Consider the following 18,766-nt stretch of genomic DNA (forward strand, 5'->3'; position numbering starts at 1 on the left):
GGTCGCTAAAGTACACCTTTCAGCGCGGCCGTCAGCGGGCCCGCGAGGTCGCCCCGGACCGGCGGCGCGACGCTTTCCAGGCCGAGCCAGCCGGCCAGCCGGTGCAGCTCGGTGGCCAGCGCCCCGGCGGTCTCGTCCTGGTCCGCGGCGGGCTCCAGATATGCCGCGGGGATCTGCAGCTCACCGGCCTTGCGGTCGGCCTTGAGATCGACCCGGGCGGCGAACCGGTCACCCAGCAGGAACGGGAGCACGTAGTAACCCCAGAGGCGCTTGGGCGCGGGCACGTAGATCTCGATCCGGTACGCCAGGTCGAACAGCCGCTCCGTGCGCTCACGCTCCCAGATCAGCGGGTCGAACGGGCTGACCAGCGTGGCCGCCTGAACCCGCCGGGGCAGACGGGCCTCGTGATGCAGATAGGCCACCGGTCGCCACCCGGCCACCGTCACCGGGATCAGCACCTTGTCGTCGACCAGCTCGGCGACGGCCTGTTTGAAGCCCGCGACCGGGAGGCGGAAATAATCGCGGAGCTCGCGCTCGGCGGCCACCCCCAGCGCCCGCGCGGAGAGCTCGACGAGCGCGCGCAACGCGTCCTCGAACGGCGGGGTCGGGGCGTTCAGCACGGCGCTCGGGAGAACCCGCTCGGGCACGTCGTAGCGCCGGGCGAAGGACGTGGTGCGCTCGGCGGCGGTCACCTGGCCCGTGTAGAACAGCCACTCCAGCGCCTGTTTGACCACCGACCAGTTCCAGCCCCAGTGGTCCTTGCGGCGGGGCGCGTCGTGCTCGATCTCGGCCGCCGTGATCGGGCCGCGGCCGCGCACCTCGTCGAGCACCCAGGCGATCAGCTCGGGCTGCTCCCGGGAGATCCGGACCATGCTGCCCCAGGCGAAGTCGGCGGCCCGCGACATACGCCATCGGAACAGCGGCTGCAGATCGGTGGTGATCAGCGACGCCTCGTGGCCCCAGAACTCGAACAGCTCGCGCGGCTTGCGATAGGCCGCGCGCTCCAGCAGATCCACCGGGTACGGGCCGAGGCGGCTGTACAGCGGCATGAAGTGCGCGCGCTGCAGGACGTTCACCGAGTCCATCTGGATCAGGTGCAGGCGGCGCAGCACGCGGCGTAAGTGGCGCATGTCGGTGGCCCCACCGGGCTTGGCGTCGGTGAAGCCCTGCGCGGCCAGCGTGACGCGGCGGGCCTGCGCTGCGGAAAGCGAATCGGGGAGTGCCATCGAGAGCACCGTAAAACAGGGGTACGACAATTTCGCATGCGGCGTCGGAACTAGGCTCGCGGCATGGCAATCGGCTTCGTCCGCCCCGCGCGTCCCGAGGACGCCTCGGAGATCGCTCGCATCCAGCTCGCCACCTGGCGCTCGTCGTACCGGCGGATATTCCCGCCGCACGTGCTGGCGAGCCTGGACGAGGATTTCCTGACCCGTGGCTGGTCGCAGGCCATCGAGGCGGCACCCTCCGCGCGCCACCACGTGCTCGTCGCGATCGAGCAGGGCGAGGCCGCCACCCAGGCGGTCGGTTTCGCCGCCGCCGGGCCGGCCGACGAGGAGGCGCTCGCCCCCGAGGAGCCGCCACTGCCGGAGGGCATCGCGGCGATCACCGAGTTCCTGATCGAGCCCCGGTGGAACCGGCGCGGCCACGGCAGCCGGCTGCTCGCGGCCACCGTCGACCTGTGGCGCGAGGACGGTTTCGGCGGTGCGGTCGCCTGGGTGTACGAGCAGGACCAGGCCATGCAGAAGTTCCTCGGCTCGGCCGGCTGGGAGCTGGACGGCGCCGGCCGGGCCCTGGACGTCGACGACATGCTGGTCCCGCAGATGCGCTTCCACGTGACGCTCTGATACTCAGCCCCGCTCGCCACCCTCGGCCGCGCCCCGCACGAAGTAGCGCTGGAAGATCACGAAGATGATCGCCACCGGGATGGTGGCGAGCAGCGCCGCGCCCAGCTTCAGCGGATACTGCGTGCCCGCCCCCAGCGAGCCGCTGACCAGGTCGGCCAGCCCGCGCGGCAGCGTGAACAGCGCGGGGTTCTGCACCGCGATCAGGCTGTGCGGGAACTCGTTCCACGTACCGGAGAAGGACAGGATGGTCAGCGTGATCAGCGCCGGCCGGGCCATCGGCAGCACCACCGACCAGTAGGTGCGGAACACCCCCGCGCCGTCGATCCGGGCCGCCTCCTCGACGCTGACCGGCACCGAGTCGAAGAACTGCTTCATGATGAAGCACCCGGTGGCGTCGACCAGCAGCGGCACGATCAGGCCCGGGTAGCTGTCGTAGATGCCGAGCTGGTTGAGCACCAGGAACTTCGGGATCAGCAGCACGACCGGCGGCACCGCCATGGTGGCCAGCAGGCCGGCGAACAGCACCCGGCGGCCCCGGAAGCGCAGCCGCGACAACGCGTAACCGGCCATCGAGCAGAACAGCACCCGGGCCAGCACCACGATGACGGTGACCAGCACCGAGTTCATCAGCCAGGTCGGGAACCCGGTGCCGACGAAGATCCGTTCGATCGCGTCGGTGGTGAACGGATGCGGGATCGGCGACAGCGGATTCGCCGCCGCGTCCGACTCGGTCTTGAACGAACTCGAGATCTGGATGACGAACGGGTACAGGAATACGAGTCCGAAGAAGACCAAAATCGCGTACCCGAAAAATCTGGAAAAAATGGTGCGCATCAGTGACCTCTCCGCTCCCGCAGCAGCCACCGTTGCAGCAGCGTGAACAGCACGATGATGAGGAACAGCACGAACGAGATGGCCGCGCCGGAACCGTAGTCGAAGTCCCGGAACGCGGTCCGGTAGGACAGGAAGGCCGGGGTGAGCGTGGTCTTCGCCGGATTGCCCTGGCTCATCACGTAGATCTGGTCGAAAACCTGCCACGTGCCGATCAGGCCCAGCGTGACCACCAGGAACATGGTGGGGCGCAGCTGCGGCAGCGTGATGCGCCAGAAGCGCTGCCACGCGTTCGCGCCGTCGACCATGCCGGCCTCGTCGAGCTGGATCGGCAGGTTCTGCAGCGCGGCCAGGAACATCACCATGAACGTGCCGGACGTCGTCCAGACGACCAGCGTGATGATCGCGCACATCGCCACGCTCGGCCCGGACAGCCAGTCCCACCAGGTCAGGCCGAGGACGCCGTGGTCGGCCAGCGCCGCCGGGGCATTGTGCACCCCGACCCGGTCGAGGGCGATGTGGATCAGGCCGCGCGGGTCGGAGAACCACTGCGGACCGTTGATGCCGACCGCCGACAGCAGCGCGTTGATCGCCCCGCCGTTCGCGAACATGAACAGGAAGACGACGCTGATCGCCACCGAGCTGGTCACGGACGGGAAGAAGAACGCCGTACGGAAAAAGCTCTTGCCCTTGAGAATGCGGTTGTTGAGCACGAGCGCCAAACCGAGGGCGAGCACGGTCTGCAATGGCACCACGAGCAACACGTAGTACGCGTTGTTGCGGATGCTGGTCATGAAGTCCTGACGGGCGAGATCGTCCGTGGCGAACAGCGCGGTGTAATTGTGCAACCCGACGAACGGCACCCGGGACGTGAACGGGCTGCCCTGGCCGTTCCAGCCGGTCAGGCTCACCCACAACGCCATCAGGATGGGCAGGACGAAGAACAGGCCGAGGATGATCAGCGCCGGCGCGACGAAGATCCATCCCGCCGTCCGCTCATTGCCCCGGATGCCTTTTGCGCTCATCGAGTCAGCCACCCAGGGCAGTCTTGGCGTTCTTGTCGAAGCGCTGCAGAATCGCCTTCGGGTCACCGGTCTGCAAGCCCTGCAGGCCCGCGTCCAGGTCGGCGAGCACACTGTCCATCTTGGGCGCGTTCACCGGACCCTGACCGTACTTCGCACCCTCGACGAACGGCGCGTCGTCCGGGTTCTGCTGCTCGTAGGTGGCTTGTGCGTCCTGCCGCGAGGGCATCACGCCGAACGCCTTGGCGAACGAGAGCTGCTGGTCGGCAGTGGTCATGGCCTGCACGAACTGCTGCGCCTGCGTCTTGAACTTGCTCTTCGCGGCGATCCCCCAGCACTGCGTGAAGGACAGCGTGCCCTTGCCCTTCGGCCCGGCCGGGAGTTCCTTGACCGTGTACTTGATGTTCGGGAAGTCGGTGCTCATCGCACCCCGGATCCAGTTTCCCTCCATCGTCATGGCCACCTTGCCCTTGCCGAACGCCTCGCCGGCCCAGCCGGCATCGAGCGCCTTCGGATATTTGGCCAGGCCGTTCTTCAAGAGGCTTTGCACGTACGCCAGTGCTTGCTCGTTCTGCGGGGTGTCCGCCGTGGCCTTGGTGCCGTCCGGGCTCGTCCACCATCCGCCGGCCTGCACCAGGAAGGCACCGATCCGGTCGCGGGTGTCCCCGATCGCCATCGGCGTGATGCCCTTGGCCTTGATCTTCTGCGCCACCGAGGTGAGCTGGTCCCAGGTGGTCGGGATGTCCGCGTCGGTGAGCCCGGCCTTGCTCCACAGATCGGTATTGATCTCCAGGGCCAGCGTGGAACTGTCCTTGGGCACGCAGTAGAGCTGGTCCTTGTAGGTGAACGACTGCTTCAGACCGGGGACGAACGCGTCGGCGCCGGCCATGGTCTGCGCGTAGGGTTCGAGCGCGCCGACGCTCGCGTAGTCGGCGAACCGGGCCGCGTCCACATAGAACACGTCCGGCGGGTTGCTGCCGGCCAGGCCCTGACCGAGCTGCTGCACGATGTCCTGGGCCGGGATGACGTTCGCGGTGTTGCCGCTCGACTTCGCCCACATGGCGGCGGCGTCCTTGACCGCTGTGGTCTCGGCGTCGCCGGAGGAGGCGATCATGATTTGGAGGCTGGCCGGGCCGCTGCTCTGCTGGGTTGATTTGTTTTCATCGAAGCCGCTGCCGCAAGCGCCGGTCGCGAGCAGGGCGCCGGCGGCAACGGCGGCGACTGCCCATCTTCTGCTGATCATCAATAACTCTCCTTCGGGGGATCACGCTGTCTGGCGCAACACCAAGGACGGCGTGAGGAGGAGCCGGGCCGGTGTCTCCGGTGCCCGGCCGTCGAGAAGTTCCACGAGAAGGTCCATGCATCTGGCCGCGGCCTCGGGCAGCGGCTGGCTTACGCTGGTCAGCCCGACGGCCCGCGCGACGGCGGTGTCGTCGAAGCCGACCACCGTGCGCAGCATCCGCATCGCCCCCAGCGCCAGCGAGTCACTAGCGCAGACCAGGGCGGTCGGCGGCTCCGGCTCGGTCAGCAATTCGGCGGCGGCCGTCGCGCCCGCCTCCACCCCGTCGATCACCGCGGCGTCCGGGCCGTCGGCGCCGGCCGCGTCGAGGGTCTCGCGCCAGCCGGCCCGCCGGGCGTCGCCGACCCCGGAACCGGCCGGCCAGCCGAGGAAGCCGATGCGCCGGTGGCCGTTCGCCAGCAGGTGCTCGGTCGCGGCGCGGGTGCCGGCCGCGTTGTCCACATCGACCCAGGCGTGCGTGTCGGGCGCGCCCCACGGCCGGCCGAAGGTCACGAAGGGCACCTGCCGCTCGGCCAGCCAGGACGTCCGGGGGTCGCCGTGATGGGTGCTGGTCAGCACGAAAGCGTCCAATTCGTACGCGGAGAGCAGGTTGTCGTAGGTGGCGATCTCGTCGGCGTCGTCCGCGGCCGTGTAGAGCATCACGCGGTATCCCTTCAGGGCGGCCGCGTCGGTCAGCCCGTGCAGGAAGCGGTCCAGCACCGAGCCCTTGATCCCGTCGCTGACCGGCTCGATGCGCACCGCGATGAGACGGGACCGCCCGGTGCGCATCTGGCGGGCGGCCTGGTTGACGCGATAGCCCAGCTCCTCGATGGCGGCGCGGACCCGCTCCCGGGTCTCCTCACGCACCATGTCCGGGCTGTTGATCACGTTGGACACGGTCTGCCGCGAAACCCCGGCCCGGTCGGCAACTGTGGCGATCGTGACCTTTTCCACCTTATTCTGTACCTTTCTGAGTCTTGAACGATCCAAATCTCGTACGGCAGGATTGGATCGTTCAAATCGCACTGTCCCTCTGTCCGGCTTGCCTGTCAAGACGAAGGAGCCATCTCGTGATCGACGATCGGCCACTCCAGCCGTTGCTGCACGACCTCGTTCCCACCCTCGCCGCTCCCACGTCGGCACTGTCCGGACCGGACGGTCAGATCCGGGCGCGCGGCGTGCAGGGGGTGTTCCATGCCGACGCGCGCATCGTGTCGCTAGCGATCTTGCGCCTGGACGGGCGGGAACCGGAAGCGATCGGGCATTCCGCGGCGGGTCCGGGCGCGACACGGTTCGTCAGCGTGGCACGGTGGCTCGGCGACGCGATCCCCGACCCGACGATCAGAGTGGACCGTCTCCGGCGGGTGCGGCCGGGCACTCTCGAGGAGGAGATCCGTCTCATCTCGACAGCGTCGTTCCCGGTCAGCACGACGGTAACGGTGGAGGTGGCGTCGGACCTGGCCCCGATCGAGCTGGTCAAATCCGGCAGGGCCGACACCGACCCGACCAAATCCGGCGATGTAACGAAATTTCCTCCGCGAGGCGACATTTCCGTTCGCGTTGAGGGTCTATCGCGCTCAGTGACCTTGGAGCCCGGTCAGACCGTCTCGCTGCGCTGGTCCGCCACCGTCGACGACCCCAACGCGGTCATGTGGCCCGGATCCGGAAATTTCGGGAAACCTGCCGTTCGATCCGGTGACCGCCGCGTGGAACGGCTCGTCGCCCAATCGCTCGACGATCTCACCGCCCTCCGGCTCACCACCCCGGACGACGACGGTGACGTTTTTCTCGGGGCCGGCGTGCCCTGGTATCTCACGCTCTTCGGCCGGGACAGCCTCTGGGCCGCCCGGATGATGCTCCCGCTCGGCACCGACCTCGCCATGAGCACGCTGCGCGTCCTGGCCCGCCGGCAGGGCGTCAAGGTCGACCCGGAGACCGGCGAGGCCCCCGGAAAGATCATGCATGAGCTGCGCCGCTCCGACGTCGACGTGCCGGGGACGCTGCCGGCCGCCTACTACGGCACGATCGACGCGACGCTGCTGTGGATCAGCCTGCTGCACGACGCCTGGCGCTGGGGACACGACCCGGACGAGGTCGAGGCCCTGCTCCCGGCGCTGGAGTCGGCTCTGGGCTGGCTGTCCGAGCACGCGGACGCCGACGGTGACGGCTTCCTGGAGTATCTCGACACCACCGGCCGCGGCCTCGCCAATCAGGGCTGGAAGGACTCGTTCGACGCGGTCCGCTTCCACGACGGCACGATCGCGACCGGGCCGATCGCGCTGGCCGAGGTCCAGGGGTACGCCTACCGGGCAGCTTTGGACGGCGCCGCGCTGCTCGACGCGTACGGGAAGGAAGGGGGTGATCGTTGGCGTCGATATGCGGACGAGATGGCGGACCGGTTCCGGAAGGCGTTCTGGGTCGGCCCCTACCCGGCGCTGGCGCTGGACGGCAACAAGCGCCCGGTCGACTCGCTGACCAGCAACATCGGTCACCTGCTGGGCACCGGCATGCTGTCCGAAGAGGAGGAGTCCCGGGTCGCCGGCGCGCTCGGCGGTACGGCCATGTCCGGCGCTTATGGACTGCGCACGATGTCCGCCGACGATCGCGGCTTCGCCCCGCTGTCCTATCACTGCGGATCGGTCTGGGCCCACGACACGGCGATCGTGGCGGCCGGCCTCGCCCGCGCCGGCCATGGAGAAACGGCGCTGCACCTGTTCGACGGCCTGCTCACCGCGGCCGAGGCGTTCGGCTTCCGGCTTCCCGAGTTGTACGGCGGGGACGCGCGCGACACCCTCACCAGGCCCGTCGCCTACCCCGCGGCCTGTCACCCGCAGGCGTGGTCCGCCGCCGCCGCGATCCTGATGCTCGCGGCCTGGGTGGGCATCGAACCGGACGTGCCGTCGGGACGCGTACGCCTGCGACCGCTGCCCGGCGCTCCCACGGTGACCGGCCTGCGCATCGCGGGCCGGCCGGTGAGTTTCGACGGCAGCACGCTGACCGGCCTGCCGGACGGCGTCTCGGTGACGCTCGCCGACGCCGAGGGACGAGGCTCAGTCCAGCAGTGAGTCGATGCCGATGGTCAGCCCGGGGCGGTCGAGGATCGAACGGACCGCCAGCAGCACGCCCGGCATGAACGACACCCGGTCGAGTGAGTCGTGCCGGATGGTCAGCGTCTCGCCCTGGGTGCCGAACAGCACCTCCTGATGCGCGACCAGCCCGGCCGACCGCACCGCGTGCACCCGGACGCCGTCGATGTCGGCACCGCGGGCGCCGGGCACCTCCTCCTTGGTGGCGTCCGGCATCGCGCCCAGGCCGGCCTCGGCACGCGCATGCGCGATCAGCCGCGCGGTGTGCATGGCCGTGCCGCTCGGCGCGTCCAGCTTGCGGGGGTGGTGCTGCTCGATGACCTCGACCGAGTCGAAGTAGCGCGCGGCGCGGGCCGCGAACTGCATCATCAGCACGGCGCCGATCCCGAAGTTCGGCGCGATCAGCACGCCCACCTCGGGCTTCTCGGACAGCCACCGGCGCACCCGGTCGAGGCGCTGCTCGGTGAAGCCGCTGGTGCCGACGACCATGCTGATGCCCTGGTCGACGGCCCAGTGCAGGTTGTCCATCACCACGTCGGGCGAGGTGAAGTCGACGAGCACCTGGGCGCCGGCGTCCGAGGCGTTGAACAGCCAGTCGCCCTGATCGACCATCGCGACCAGTTCCAGGTCGTCGGCGGCGTCGACCGCCTTGCACACCTCGAGACCCATGCGGCCCCTGGCCCCTACGACGCCGACTCGGATCGGCACAGCCTCGTCAGTCACCCGTAGAACTTAACGCACTCGCTCGCCGGCGGGCCCACCAGCGCTCGGCGTAATGCGCGCCGATGAACGTGAGGCCCACGTACGCCCAGCCGACCAGCACATCCGCGATGTAGTGCTCGCCGGAGTACACCAAAGTGAAGGTCATCGCCAGCGGGTACAGCAGCAGGATCGGCCACCATCGCTTCCGGACCATCGGCAGGAAAAAGGCAACGGCCATCAGCGCGTACGCGGTATGGAGTGACGGCATCGCGGCGACCGGATTCGATTGGTCGGCCTGTAAGGCGTTCAGGGTGTTGCCGGCGCTGTGCAGGCCGATCGCGGTGAAGCCGTTCGACGAGATGCGGAAGACCTGCTCGTGGAGGTAGCCGTCCTGCCACGCCAGCCACGGCGGGGCGGCCGGGTACAGGAAGTACGTGGCCAGGGCCGCGAGGCTCAGCGGAATCCACCGTCGCATGAACCGATAGGACAGTTGGCGGTTGCGCAGCCAGAGCACCACCGCGACGGTCGGCACCGTCAGGAAGTGCGAGATGTAGACAAAGGTGATCACCACTTCCCACCACTGCACCTGGCCCGGGTGGTAGAGGTGCTGCTGCAGCCAGATGGTGGGAATGCGGCCGCCGGTGAGCCACCCGAACATGTCCTCGTCCGCGTGGATCATGAACGAGTAGTGCGCCGCGAACAGGTTGTCGGCCGCGCCCCGGGACACGTTGTAGAGGACCAGCAGCAGCACGACCGGTGACCAGTCGCGCAGGAACAGCAGGTGCTCCCGCCAGGGCACATAGTTGCGCCACGCGATGGTGGCCAGGAACAACCAGCCGAACGCGGTGAGCGGGTCGCTGGTCGGCACACCGACCAGCGCCACGAAGATCACGAACGCGGCGGCCCAGATCAGCATCCCCACGATGCGCCGCCGTCGCCGGTTGATCGTGACCGGTTCGGCAGGCGTCTCGGGGGGTGTCTGAAGGGTCGTCACGGGCTCCAAGGTTAACCGGCGGGGAAAGCGGTCTCGTCGAACGGCCCCACCACCGCGAGCGACATGCGCTGGGCCAGCAGGTCGGCGGCGACCGCGTTGACTTCCTCGGGGGTCACCGCGTCGACCCGGGCGAGCAGGTCGTCCACGGACATGAGTTCGCCGTACAGCAGCTCGGATTTGGCGATCCGGCTCATCCGCGAGCCGGTGTCCTCCAGGCCGAGCACGTACGAGCCCTTGACCATGCCCTTGCCGCGGGCGATCTCCTCGGCGGTGATCCCGGTCACCGCGACCCGGTCGAGCTCGGATCGGATGAGGTCGAGCACCTCCTCCACCTTGCCCGGCGCGCAGCCCGCGTAGACCCCGATGAGGCCCGCGTCGGCGTACTGGCTGGAGTAGGAGTAGACCGAGTAGGCCAGCCCGCGCTTCTCCCGGATCTCCTGGAAGAGGCGGCTGGACATGCCGCCGCCGAGCACGTTGTTCAGCACGCCGAGGGCGAACCGGCGGTCGTCGTTGCGGCCGATGCCGACCCCGCCGACGACGACGTGCGCCTGTTCGGTGTCGCGGTTGCGTACCACCGTGTGCGGCTTCTGGGTGCGGACCCGCTTGGTCGCCTGGCGCAGGTCGGCCGGGTCCGCCGAGCCGGCGTCCAGCGCGCTGCCGGCCAGTGCCTTGCGCACCAGCTTCACGACCGCCGCGTGTTGCAGATTCCCGGCCGCGGTGATCACGATGTTGGGCGGCGTGTACCGCTTGCGGTAGAACGAGTTGATCTGGCTCCGGGTCATCGGGGTGATCGATTCCTCGGTGCCCGAGATCAGCCGGCCCAGCGGGTGGTCACCGAAGATCGCCTCGGTGAAGACGTCGTGCACCTCGTCGCCGGGCTCGTCCTCGTGCATGGCGATCTCTTCGAGGATCACGCCACGCTCGGTCTCCACGTCGGCCGGCTGCAGCAGCGAGTCGGCCACCGCGTCGCAGAGGACGTCCATCGCCAGCGGCAGGTCGGCGTCGAGTACCCGTGCGTAGTAGCACGTGTACTCCTTCGTCGTGAAGGCGTTGGTCTCCCCGCCGACCGCCTCGATCTCCGCGGAGATCTGCATCGCGGTGCGTTTGTGGGTGCCCTTGAACAGCAGGTGCTCGAGGAAGTGGGAGGCACCGGACATGGCCGGGGTCTCGTCACGCGAGCCGATGCCGACCCACACACCCAGCGAGACGCTGCGGGTGGTCGGGATCTCCTCGGTGATGATGCGCAGGCCACTGGGCAGGACTGTGCGTCGCACGCCGTCCTGCAGGGCTTGGGTTCGGGCTTTCATCCGGCCAACGGGGGGTGAGATGGGTGGATGGGACGACGCGGGCCGGCCCGACGGCCGGCCCGCGGTTACTTCGTGCTGTCAGTCGCGCGGCGCGCCGCGGTCCCCACCGCGGTCTCCACCGCGGTCGCCGCCACGGTCTCCGCTCGGGCGGGAGCGGCGACGACGGGGCTCGCCGCCACGGTCGCCACCACGGTCCTCGCGCGGCGGGCGGGAGCCACCCTCGGCGGACTCGGCCGCGGCTGGGGCCTCCTCGCCCTCGGGGCGGACCTTGTCCAGGTAGATCTTGCCGCGCTGGTCGATGTCCGCGATCGACACCTCGACCTTGTCGCCGACGTTCAGGTAGTCCTCGACCTTGTCGACCCGCTTGCCGTCGCCCACCTTGGAGATGTGCAGCAGGCCGTCGCGGCCGGGCAGCAGCGAGATGAACGCGCCGAACGCGGCCGTCTTCACCACCGTGCCGAGGAACTTGTCGCCGACCTTCGGCAGCGTCGGGTTGGCGATCGAGTTGATCCGCTCGACCGCGGCCTCGGCCGACGGGCCGTTGGTCGCGCCGACGTAGATCGTGCCGTCGTCCTCGATCGAGATGTCGGCGCCGGTCTCGTCTTGGATCGCGTTGATCGTCTGGCCCTTGGGGCCGATCACCATGCCGATCTTGTCGACCGGGATCTTCACGGTGGTGACCCGCGGGGCGTACTCGCTCATCGCGGCCGGAGCAGCGATCGCCGCCTCCATCACGCCGAGTATGGTCGTACGGGCCTCACGAGCCTGCTGCAGCGCGCCGGCCAGCACGTCCGACGGGATGCCGTCGAGCTTGGTGTCCAGCTGCAGGGCGGTGACGAACTCGCTGGTGCCGGCGACCTTGAAGTCCATGTCGCCGAACGCGTCCTCGGCACCCAGGATGTCGGTCAGCGCGACGTACTGCGTCTTGCCGTCGACCTCGTCCGAGATCAGGCCCATCGCGATGCCGGCCACCGGAGCCTTCAGCGGCACACCGGCGGAGAGCAGCGACAGCGTCGAGGCGCAGACCGAGCCCATCGACGTGGACCCGTTGGACCCGAGAGCCTCGGACACCTGACGGATGGCGTACGGGAATTCCTCGCGCGACGGAAGCACCGGGACCAGCGCGCGCTCGGCGAGAGCACCGTGACCGATCTCGCGGCGCTTCGGCGAACCGACCCGGCCGGTCTCACCGGTCGAGTACGGCGGGAAGTTGTAGTTGTGCATGTAGCGCTTGGACTTCTCCGGGGAGAGGGTGTCCAGCGCCTGCTCCATGCGCAGCATGTTCAGCGTGCTCACGCCCAGGATCTGGGTCTCGCCACGCTCGAACAGCGCCGAGCCGTGCACCCGCGGGAGCACGCCGACCTGCGCGGTCAGCGGGCGGATGTCGCGCGGGCCGCGGCCGTCGATGCGGACCTGCTCGCGCAGCACCCGCTGGCGCACCTCGGTCTTGGTGACCGACCGGAAGGCGGCGCTGATCTCCTTCTCGCGACCCTCGAAGCGCTCGTCGAGCAGCTCGTGGGCCTTCGCCTTGATCAGGTCGAGGGACTCCTCGCGCTCCTGCTTGCCGGCGATCTTCAGAGCCTCGGCGGTCTCGTCGCGGACGGCCTCGCTGACGGCGGAGTAGACGTCGTCCTGGTAGTCGAGGAAGACCGGGAACTCGACGCCCGGCTTCGAGGCGACCTCGGCCAGCTCGCCCTGCGCGCGGCAGAGCTCGCGGATGGCCGGCTTGGCAGCCTCCAGGCCACCGGCGACGATCTCCTCGGTCGGCGCGGTGGCGCCGGCGGCGATCAGCTTGACCGCGTTCGGGGTGGCCTCCGCCTCGACCATCATGATCGCGACGTCGCCGTCCTCCAGGACGCGACCGGCGACCACCATGTCGAAGGTGGCGCGCTCGAGCTCCTCGATGGTCGGGAACGCGACCCACTGGTCGTCGACGCGGGCGACCCGGGTCGAGCCGATCGGGCCGCTGAACGGCAGACCGGAGAGCTGGGTGGACATCGACGCGGCGTTCATCGCGACCACGTCGTACGGGTGGGCCGGGTCGAGCGCGAGGACGGTCTCGACGACCTGGACCTCGTTGCGCAGGCCCTTGGTGAACGACGGGCGCAGCGGCCGGTCGATCAGTCGGCAGGTGAGGATGGCGTCCTCGCTGGGACGGCCCTCGCGGCGGAAGAACGAGCCGGGGATGCGGCCCGCGGCGTACATCCGCTCCTCGACGTCGACGGTCAGCGGGAAGAAGTCGAAGTGCTCCTTCGGCTGCTTGCTGGCCGTGGTCGCGGACAGGACGACGGTCTCGCCGAGCTGGACGATCGCGGAGCCGGCGGCCTGCTTGGCCAGCCGTCCGGTGGAGAAAGTGATCTCGCGGGTGCCGAATGAACCGTTGTCGATGACGGCGGTGCGCGATTCGGTGCCGAGAGCGTTCTGCTCTGTCATGTGAGTGTGGAACTCCTTCGTCGAGGACCCGGCGGTCTGCTCAGGTTTGCCGGTCTTCGATCGAAGTGCCCGAGAGGATTGCTCGGGAACCACTACCGAGGACCGGTGCTTTCTGCGAGAGCCGCGCGGGTCCGTGGGGTAACTGTGCCGCCCTTGATGAGCGGCGGGGGAGCGGCTGTCAGGCCACTCCCCCGTCAGGTCATCGGCGCAGGCCGAGCCGCTCGATGAGCGACCGGTAACGCTGGATGTCCTTCTTCTGCACGTAGTTGAGCAAGCGGCGGCGACGGCCGACCAGCAGAAGCAGACCACGCCGGCTGTGGTGGTCGTGCTTGTGCACCTTCAGGTGCTCGGTCAGGTCGGCGATCCGCTTGGTGAGCATCGCGACCTGGACCTCGGGCGACCCGGTGTCGCTGTCCTTCGCCTTGTACTCGTCGATGATCTTGTGCTTGGTCTCTTGATCGAGCGCCATGTTCTCCGTAATTCTGTGTTGCCGATTGCAACGGTTTCCGCACCCGCGGCGTCGGGCAGGCACGCGGAACCGGTCTGGGTTTGATTAACACCAGTGGTTAGTCCAACTGCATGTCAACCCTACCAGGCGGTTACTGCAGCATCACGCGGGTCTGTTCCACGTCTTCCCGGATCTGGGCGACAAGGGCCTCTATGCCGTCATATGTCCGCATCTCGCGCAAATGCCCCACGAAGTCCAGAGCGATCCGTTCGCCATAAAGATCACCAGCGAAGTCCAGCACGTACGCCTCGACCCGGCGCTCTCGTCCGGAAAAAGTGGGATTTGTGCCGATCGACACGCTCGCGGGCCATCGACCGGCGTTCTCCCCGCCCCGGATCAGCCAGCACGCGTACACGCCGTCGGCCGGCACCGCGGCGTAGCGGTGGACCATCAGGTTGGCCGTGGGGAAGCCCAGCTCGCGCCCGCGCTGGTCGCCGCGGACCACCACGCCGGCCAGCCGATGCGGCCGGCCGAGTGCCGAGGCGGCGGCGCGCACGTCACCGGCGTCCACACAACTGCGGATGTACGTCGAGGAGAAGACCACTCCGTCGTCTCCGTCGTCGGAGACCAGCGGCGCCTCCTCGACCGTGAACCCGAACTGGCGTCCCAGACGCTCGAGCAGGGCCACGTCGCCGGCCGCCTTGTGCCCGAAGCGGAAGTTGTCGCCCACCACCACGGCCGCCGCGTGCAGGGCGCCGACCAGCACGTCGTGCACGAAGTTGTCCGGGCTCTTGTGCGAGAACTCGGGCGTGAACGGGATGACGCACAGCGCGTCCACCCCGAGCTGCTCGATCAACTCGGCCTTGCGCACCGGTTCGGTCAGCACGGCCGGGTGCGAACCGGGCCGGACCACCTCCGACGGATGCGGGTCGAACGTGATCACCACCGACTGAAGGCCCAGGTCACGCGCGCGTTTCACGGTGTGCCCGATGATCGCTTGATGCCCTCGGTGCACCCCGTCGAAAACGCCGATCGTCACCACCGACCGGCCCCACCCACCGGGCACCGCCTCGTATCCCCGCCAACGCTGCATCTCAATAGCGTATCGGCCCGCTGTCATAGACCAAATTGGTACGATTGGCACCGATATGCGCAACGAGTGGAGTGTCCACGTCCTGCTCGCGGCGGAGCTGACCTTCGCGGTGCTCTTCGTTCGCGCTCTCCGTGGCTATCTGCACCGGCGCGACCCCCTGCAGCGCGACGTGCTGCTGGTCTTCCTGCCCTGCACGCTGGTCTTCGGCGTGGACGTGGTGCGGCGGCTCAGCGGCGGCCTGCCGATCTGGATCGGGATCACCGCCACGGCCGTGCTGCTCGCCCAGCCATACCTGACCGTGCGCCTGGCCGGCCGCCTCCGCGAGGTCCCGCGCTGGCTGGACCGCACCATGCTGGTGGCCTACGTGGCGATCGCGCTGCCCATCGTGATCGCGCCGCGCCCGCTCGCCCCCACCCAGCTCAGCGCCATGGTCATCGCGTACTTCAGCAGCGAGATCATCGCCGCGGGCCTGCTCTTCGACAAGGCCCGGCGGCGGGCGGGTGCGAACCGGGCCCGGCTCATGACCGCGGCCGGCGCCACCCTCACCTTCGGCCTGGTGATCGTTTTCATCGGCCTCGGCGCGATGCCCGGCGCCAACCCGGTGCTGCAGACGATCAGCCGGGTGCTGGCGCTGGCCAGCGGGCTCGGCTACCTGGTCGCGTTCCTGCCGCCGCGGCCGCTGCGCCGGATGTTCGCGGCCACCGCCGCCCAGGAGATCACCGAACGACTGCTGCGGGCCCGGGCCGACTCGCCGGAGCAGGTCTGGCAGACGTACGCGGAGATCATGCGCGCGCAGACCGGGGCGGACGCGGTGGCGGTGCTGATGCCGCACGCGGACGGGGTGCTGGCCCGGACCGCGTACGCCGGGCCGCCGGCGCCGACCCCGTCGGAGCTCACCGCGGACGATCTGACGGCGCTGATCCGTGCCGGGCGGCCGGCCCGCCTGCGCGAAGGCGATCCCAGCCTGGTTTCGCATTACGGCGACGATCTAGGCGAGGATTTCGTCACCGTGCTGAGCATGCCGGTGCCGCCGGACACCGAGGGCGCGGTGCTGTTGTTCAACCGGCACCGCACGCTGTTCAGCGACGACGATCTCCGGCTGCTGGCGGCGCTCGGCGGCCAGGCCGCGATCCTGGCCGAGCGGCAGGCGGTGGCGCGAGAGTTGAGCGCGTCGGTGGCGGCGCTGACCCAGGCTAGTCAGGCCAAAACCGCATTTTTGGCGAATATGAGCCACGAACTACGCACGCCGCTGAACGCGATCATCGGCTTCAGCGACCTGATGCGAATGGAGGAACCGGACGGCGACCGCCGCCGCGTCCCGGCCGAGTGGGTCGAACACATCCACACCAGCGGCCGCCACCTGCTCGGCCTGATCAACGACATCCTGGACCTGGCGAAGATCGAGGCGGGCCGGCTGGACCTGCGCCCGGCGCCGCTGCGGGTGGACACGGCGGTGCAGGAGCTGCTGACGGGTTTGTCGCCGCTGTTCAGCACGAACCGGCTGACCGTGGTCACCGACCTGCCTCCGGTGACGGCCCACGCCGACCGGGTGCGCTTCCGCCAGATCGTCGAGAACCTGCTCTCCAACGCCATCAAGTTCACCCCCGAGGGCGGCACGATCACGGTGACCGCGGGCGCCGCGCCGACCGCCCCTGATGACTCCGCTCCCGGCGCCGCCTTCGGGACCGCGGCCGCTCCCGCTCCCCTCACCACGCCGTCGCACTCCCCGGCCGCACCGCACGCCGCCCCCGAGCCGCACGCCACGGCGTCGCCGCACGCCACCGCCTCGCCACACGCCACCGCCTCGCCGCACGCCACCGCCTCGCCACACGCCACCGCCTCGCCGCACGCCACGCCCGACCCCCATGCCACGCCCGACCCCCATGCCACCCCGTCGCCGCACGCCGCGTCCCAGCCCCACGGCGCCCTTGCACCCGCTGCGTCCACCTCGCCCGAGCCGCACGCTTCCCTTTCACACACCGCGCCCACGACGCCCCAGGCGGAGGCCTCCCCTCCACTCGCCACGCCCACCACCCCCCAGCCGCACACCTCCCCTCCACGCCCCGCGCCCACCACGCCGGAGCCGCACACCTCCCCTCCGCACAGCGCGTCCACCACGCCGGAGCCGCACACCTCCCCTCCGCACACCGCGCCCACCACGCCGGAGCCGCACACCTCCCCTCCGCACACCGCGCTAGCTACGCCCGAGCCGGATGTTCTCCCTCGGCACACCGCGCCCACGCCCCAGACGCACGATCTCCTTCCCGCCATCGCACCCCACTCGGACATTTCCGATATATACGTCACGGTGCGCGATACCGGTGTGGGGATCTCGGTGGCCGATCAGGAGCGGGTGTTCGAAGAGTTTCAGCAGGTGGGTGACCGCGAGCGCCAGCGCGCCGGCACCGGTCTCGGGCTGGCCCTGACCAAGCGCCTGGTCGAGGCACACGGCGGCGTGATCACGCTGGTCTCGGCGCCCGGCCAGGGAAGCACCTTCACCGTGCATTTCCCCGCCGCCCCCGATTCGCCCGAACAGCAGCGTGCGGACGGCCTCCGAGCCGGCTCCAGCGACGCGACCGCCGCCACCACCCGATCGGCGCGGTCCGGTCTCGCCTCCCGGACCGGGCCCGGTTCCGACTCCGCGCGCCCGGACTCCCAGCCGGCCACGTCGGGGGCTTCCCGGAAGGACGCGCCATGAGCCGGATCCTGCTGGTCGAGGACGAGCCGCTCAACCGCACGCTGGTCAAGGCCGTCCTCACGCGAGCCGACAGCCCCGAGGTCCGCGAGGCGCAGGTGCTCGACGCGCCGACCCTCGCCGTCGCCCGCGACTACCTCAGCGCCGGCGACATCGACCTGGTCCTGCTCGACATGAACCTGCCCGACGGCAACGGCCTCGACCTCGCCCGCGAACTGGCCGCCGACCACGGCCGCCCCCGCCCCGCCGTGGTCGCGGTGACCGCGAGCGTGCTGCCGCAGGACCGGACCGCCGCCCTCGACGCCGGCTGCGACGGCTTCCTCGACAAGCCCTACGCCGCAGCCGAGCTGGTCGCGACCGTCGCCCGCTACCTAGGCGGCGCGGGCTAGCGACCGCGGAGATCGCCACGGTCGCGCGGCGATCCCTGTGAAGGGAGCGCGTTTCCCGCTCTGTGGACATCGCGGCCCACATCATGGACTTTCTGCGAACCTTGGAGAGTTGCGCCCACATACGAGCCATAACTCTCCAAGGTTCACATCTGGCCCCGAAAACCCACCGCGCAAAAGTCCAGTTACCGGGCAAAAAGGTGCTCCACAATGGACGCGAGTCCCACATAGCGGATGCCGCGTCCAGGACGTGGTCGCCGGTCTCAGTATGCGGCCGCGAGTCCCACAGAATGGAAGCGCGGCGGGTCACTGGCTGAGCCCGGCGGTCCAGCGGCCCGACCAGCTCACACCAGTCACCGGAAATGTCGGATATGCGCGGCTGGCCCGGAGGGTGGGGCGGCGAGCAAGATCGCGAGCAGCCGGCCAGACCGCTGTGGCCAGCACGATTGCGAGCACCGGCAATCCGCGCGCAGCCGCCAAGACCGCACGCAACTGCCAAGACCGCGAGGGCCAGCCGATCGCCAGCAACCGGCAAACCGCGCGCAGCCGCCAACACCGCACGCAACCACCAAGACCGCGAGGGCCAGCCGATTGCGAGCACCGGCAAACCGCGCGCAGCCGCCAACACCGCACGCAACCACCAAGA

General features: G+C 69.5%; 15 protein-coding genes. 4 read left to right on the forward strand and 11 right to left on the reverse strand.

The window, feature by feature from the left end; genetic code table 11:
* Window positions 1–5 precede the first annotated feature (5 nt).
* The gene (locus HH310_RS40530; RefSeq protein ID WP_169181083.1) at window positions 6–1,226 is read right to left on the reverse strand and encodes a winged helix-turn-helix domain-containing protein; all 1,221 of its coding nucleotides are present in this window, start codon (window positions 1,224–1,226) and stop codon (window positions 6–8) included.
* A 63-nt stretch (window positions 1,227–1,289) separates the two neighbouring features.
* On the opposite strand from HH310_RS40530, the gene HH310_RS40535 reads away from it, so the two are divergent.
* The gene (locus HH310_RS40535; RefSeq protein WP_169181084.1) at window positions 1,290–1,844 is read left to right on the forward strand and encodes a GNAT family N-acetyltransferase; all 555 of its coding nucleotides are present in this window, start codon (window positions 1,290–1,292) and stop codon (window positions 1,842–1,844) included.
* A gap of 3 nt (window positions 1,845–1,847) precedes the next feature.
* On the opposite strand, the gene HH310_RS40540 is transcribed toward HH310_RS40535, so the two are convergent.
* Genes HH310_RS40540 through HH310_RS40555 form a run of 4 tightly spaced genes read right to left on the reverse strand, consistent with a single transcriptional unit; the run spans window position 1,848 to window position 5,930 of the window.
* Window positions 1,848–2,678, reverse strand: coding sequence for a carbohydrate ABC transporter permease (locus HH310_RS40540; RefSeq protein ID WP_169181085.1), 831 nt, complete (start codon window positions 2,676–2,678; stop codon window positions 1,848–1,850).
* A complete protein-coding gene (locus HH310_RS40545) occupies window positions 2,678–3,712 on the reverse strand; it encodes a sugar ABC transporter permease (RefSeq protein WP_312034646.1) in 1,035 nt (344 codons plus the stop codon). The genes HH310_RS40540 and HH310_RS40545 overlap by 1 nt, the downstream gene beginning before the upstream one ends.
* The gene (locus tag HH310_RS40550) at window positions 3,705–4,940 is read right to left on the reverse strand and encodes an extracellular solute-binding protein (RefSeq protein ID WP_169181086.1); all 1,236 of its coding nucleotides are present in this window, start codon (window positions 4,938–4,940) and stop codon (window positions 3,705–3,707) included. Before HH310_RS40550 ends, HH310_RS40545 begins: the two co-directional genes overlap by 8 nt.
* A 21-nt stretch (window positions 4,941–4,961) precedes the next feature.
* A complete protein-coding gene (locus HH310_RS40555) occupies window positions 4,962–5,930 on the reverse strand; it encodes a LacI family DNA-binding transcriptional regulator (RefSeq protein WP_169181087.1) in 969 nt (322 codons plus the stop codon).
* Between the two features lie 116 nt (window positions 5,931–6,046).
* On the opposite strand from HH310_RS40555, the gene HH310_RS40560 reads away from it, so the two are divergent.
* The gene (locus HH310_RS40560) at window positions 6,047–8,041 is read left to right on the forward strand and encodes a glycogen debranching N-terminal domain-containing protein (RefSeq protein ID WP_312034648.1); all 1,995 of its coding nucleotides are present in this window, start codon (window positions 6,047–6,049) and stop codon (window positions 8,039–8,041) included.
* On the opposite strand, the gene dapB is transcribed toward HH310_RS40560, so the two are convergent.
* The 6 genes from dapB to HH310_RS40590 all read right to left on the reverse strand — a co-directional run bounded on the left by dapB (window position 8,027) and on the right by HH310_RS40590 (window position 15,039).
* On the reverse strand, window positions 8,027–8,785 hold the full coding sequence (dapB, locus tag HH310_RS40565; RefSeq protein ID WP_169181088.1) for a 4-hydroxy-tetrahydrodipicolinate reductase: 759 nt from the start codon (window positions 8,783–8,785) through the stop codon (window positions 8,027–8,029). The genes HH310_RS40560 and dapB overlap by 15 nt on opposite strands.
* Entirely contained in the window at window positions 8,778–9,680 is a 903-nt protein-coding gene (locus HH310_RS40570) for a phosphatase PAP2 family protein (protein WP_248294901.1), read from the reverse strand. The genes dapB and HH310_RS40570 overlap by 8 nt, the downstream gene beginning before the upstream one ends.
* An 89-nt stretch (window positions 9,681–9,769) precedes the next feature.
* Window positions 9,770–11,065: a pitrilysin family protein gene (locus HH310_RS40575; protein ID WP_169181090.1), complete on the reverse strand. Its 1,296-nt coding sequence runs from the start codon at window positions 11,063–11,065 to the stop codon at window positions 9,770–9,772.
* Window positions 11,066–11,143: 78 nt separating this feature from the next.
* Window positions 11,144–13,498 carry a polyribonucleotide nucleotidyltransferase gene (locus tag HH310_RS40580; protein ID WP_169181091.1) on the reverse strand — a complete coding sequence of 785 codons (2,355 nt, stop codon included), beginning with the start codon at window positions 13,496–13,498 and terminating at the stop codon, window positions 11,144–11,146.
* Window positions 13,499–13,697: 199 nt separating this feature from the next.
* Window positions 13,698–13,967, reverse strand: a complete 270-nt coding sequence (rpsO, locus tag HH310_RS40585) for a 30S ribosomal protein S15 (RefSeq protein WP_169181092.1) — start codon at window positions 13,965–13,967, stop codon at window positions 13,698–13,700.
* Window positions 13,968–14,097: 130 nt separating this feature from the next.
* Window positions 14,098–15,039, reverse strand: a complete 942-nt coding sequence (locus tag HH310_RS40590) for a bifunctional riboflavin kinase/FAD synthetase (RefSeq protein WP_169181093.1) — start codon at window positions 15,037–15,039, stop codon at window positions 14,098–14,100.
* 55 nt (window positions 15,040–15,094) lie between these two features.
* Here HH310_RS40590 and HH310_RS44565 point away from each other — a divergent pair, with 55 nt between their 5' ends.
* Both HH310_RS44565 and HH310_RS40605 read left to right on the forward strand, forming a co-directional pair.
* On the forward strand, window positions 15,095–17,737 hold the full coding sequence (locus tag HH310_RS44565) for a sensor histidine kinase (protein WP_248294898.1): 2,643 nt from the start codon (window positions 15,095–15,097) through the stop codon (window positions 17,735–17,737).
* The gene (locus HH310_RS40605) at window positions 17,734–18,123 is read left to right on the forward strand and encodes a response regulator (RefSeq protein WP_169181094.1); all 390 of its coding nucleotides are present in this window, start codon (window positions 17,734–17,736) and stop codon (window positions 18,121–18,123) included. Before HH310_RS44565 ends, HH310_RS40605 begins: the two co-directional genes overlap by 4 nt.
* Window positions 18,124–18,766: the final 643 nt, after the last annotated feature.

It is taken from the genome of Actinoplanes sp. TBRC 11911 (assembly GCF_012933445.1).
GTDB lineage: Bacteria > Actinomycetota > Actinomycetes > Mycobacteriales > Micromonosporaceae > Actinoplanes.